Raw genomic sequence first — 2,043 nt, forward strand, 5'->3', positions numbered from 1 at the left:
CGCGACTACCGCGTGGAACTGGGCTATCGCCTGCCCTCCGGTGGCTGGTTGCATCTGGCCTTCTCCTCGGTGGCGCGGATGCCGGCCAGCGGGCCGAGCGAGGTGGTGGCCGACCTGTTCGTGCCTTTCTGCCTCGATGTGCTGCCGGCACTGCTCTCCAGCCTGCAGCCTGCGCAGAGCGAGAGCAGCGGCGGTGTGGAGCACGAGCTCATGTACCGCCAGTCCACTGCTGCTAGTCCGAGCCGCCGGCGCTTGGGGTCGGAGGTGTGGCATGAGCAGGGGAGCGCTGGGCAACTGGGGGATCAGTGGCTTAGCTCCGCGTCTGGCGCGGGTTTGTGGGCCAGTGGCCGCAGTGAATCGGGCCGTGGCCTGGCCCAGCCACGCTCTTTTTGGCTGGTAGCTGATGCCGAGCTGATTGTTTATGGGGCGACCGATCCCAGCGCCAGCCTGTTCATCGGTGATGCGCCAGTGCCGCTGAGCAGTGATGGCACCTTCCGGGTGCAGGTGCCCTTCCGCGATGGCCAGCAGGTGTATCCGATCCGGTCGGTGGCCGCCGATGGCGAGCAGGAGCGCTGGGTCCGGCTGGAGTTCCAGCGCAGCACCCCAGAAGCGCAGGTAAACAGCAAGGGAGAAGCGCAAGTGGAGTGGTTCTGAGCTGAGCGGCTCATATCCAGCGGCAACCGCGGCGGCTTAACCGGGCAGGCAATAGGGATTGCTGCAGCAGAAAAGGCCATCCATCAGCACTGCTGAGCGATTGCGTTTTCCCCGGAAATCAGCGTTTTCCCACCATAAACAAGGACTTTTCCACAGGTTGTCCGGCTGAGACCCAGCCATCGACGCCTCCAGTGCCACTGGTCGTGGGGAAAACCTCTATCCCCCTTGACCGAGCTCCAGGCGGCGGCTTGCTGCGAGAACAAGCAGCCCAACACCGGCCGAAAAGCTGCACCAGCCTTTGATTCCAGTAGTAAGACGCACTAATCGCGCAGTCATTCCGCCGCTTTGACGGAAGCGCCCTGGCCGTGGATTGATGAAGTCGTCAACTTGACGAACGCATGAGCCAGATCCCAGTCCATCTCCCGGTCCACGTGAGCGTCGTCAATGAGTTCCCGGAGGATTTGCACCAGGCGATGCGGGAATTCATCGGCAGCCATCCCAACTGGGACCAGTACCGCCTGCTGCAGGCAGCGCTTGCAGGCTTCCTGTTCCAGCACGGCTGCAAGGACCGGGCCGTCAGCCGCCACTACCTCGACGGTTTGTTCCAGCGCGATCCGGCTACTGCGGCGCGGCCGATCTCACGCATCTGATGGAGCTGGCGACGTGGTGATTTCAATAGCAGGCCTGGCCGGCACGCGCATCCGGCGGCGACGCAGCCAGCAGCAAGGCAGTAACCAGTACCAGTTGGTGGGGCAGTGCTGCGACCGGTTGCGGCCTTCCTTCCTGCGCCGGAGACTGGAGCAGCTCCTGCCGCTGCACGCTGCTGCTGGAGCGGCCCTGGTGGACTGGCGCTGGGACAGCGTTTCCCAGCGGGTGAACGGGATTGTGCTGCAGGACAACCAGCTCCTGCCCTTCCGCTGGTGGCCCAGTCTCAATCGCTTCGAGCTGGGCGCGGCGATCCTGCAGATCAGGCCGTTGGGCTGAGACCCAGAAGGCTGCCCTCTCTGGCGTTGGCAGCAGCAGCAGGCGCTCCGCAGGTTGCCCCGCTGAACGGGGCGCGGTGGTCGCGTCCTGCTTGTCACACCGCCATGGCCACCATTCCCGTTGAGCAGGCCTGCCCGATCTGCTTGGTCTGCTTCCGCAGCCGATCTGGGGATTGGATGCGCAGCAGCGAGCAGTGGACATCAGGCAGGATCGCTGGGAGGGAGCGGCTAAGTAGTGGGTGGGTATCAGCCAGCTGAACGAATCGAGCTGGACGAAAGGGCTGGGGCTGGGGTTTGCGGAGATCTGGGCGGTCTGAGGGGGGGACGTTCGGATCGATCGGATGCATCACCGTCCAGGTAAGCAGGAACAAGGGCGAGTGGTCGCGCAGCAGGTTGAGCGGCAGTA

The 2,043-nt window shown here is 64.3% G+C and carries 4 protein-coding genes; 3 read left to right on the plus strand and 1 reads right to left on the minus strand.

Annotation, left to right across the window (positions count from 1 at the left end; translation table 11 throughout):
- The 3 genes from AC01FP_RS17160 to AC01FP_RS17170 form a co-directional block, all read left to right on the plus strand.
- Positions 1-654: DUF4912 domain-containing protein (locus tag AC01FP_RS17160; RefSeq protein WP_474481908.1), on the plus strand; the 654-nt coding region annotated here is incomplete at its 5' end.
- Positions 655-1,052: 398 nt separating this feature from the next.
- On the plus strand, positions 1,053-1,304 hold the full coding sequence (locus tag AC01FP_RS17165) for a DUF2811 domain-containing protein (protein ID WP_474481910.1): 252 nt from the start codon (positions 1,053-1,055) through the stop codon (positions 1,302-1,304).
- A gap of 13 nt (positions 1,305-1,317) precedes the next feature.
- Positions 1,318-1,638, plus strand: coding sequence for a hypothetical protein (locus AC01FP_RS17170; protein ID WP_474481912.1), 321 nt, complete (start codon positions 1,318-1,320; stop codon positions 1,636-1,638).
- 94 nt (positions 1,639-1,732) lie between these two features.
- Here AC01FP_RS17170 and AC01FP_RS17175 read toward each other — a convergent pair.
- Positions 1,733-2,043, minus strand: a 311-nt coding sequence (locus AC01FP_RS17175; RefSeq protein ID WP_474481914.1) for a hypothetical protein, incomplete at its 5' end; no start/stop codon positions are given.

Source organism: Cyanobium sp. NIVA-CYA 375, from assembly GCF_056108345.1.

Bases quoted from the DNA above. Each gene is read 5' to 3' on its own strand.
- AC01FP_RS17165 (WP_474481910.1), top strand. From the start codon at position 1,053: ATGAGCCAGATCCCAGTCCATCTCCCGGTCCACGTGAGCGTCGTCAAT.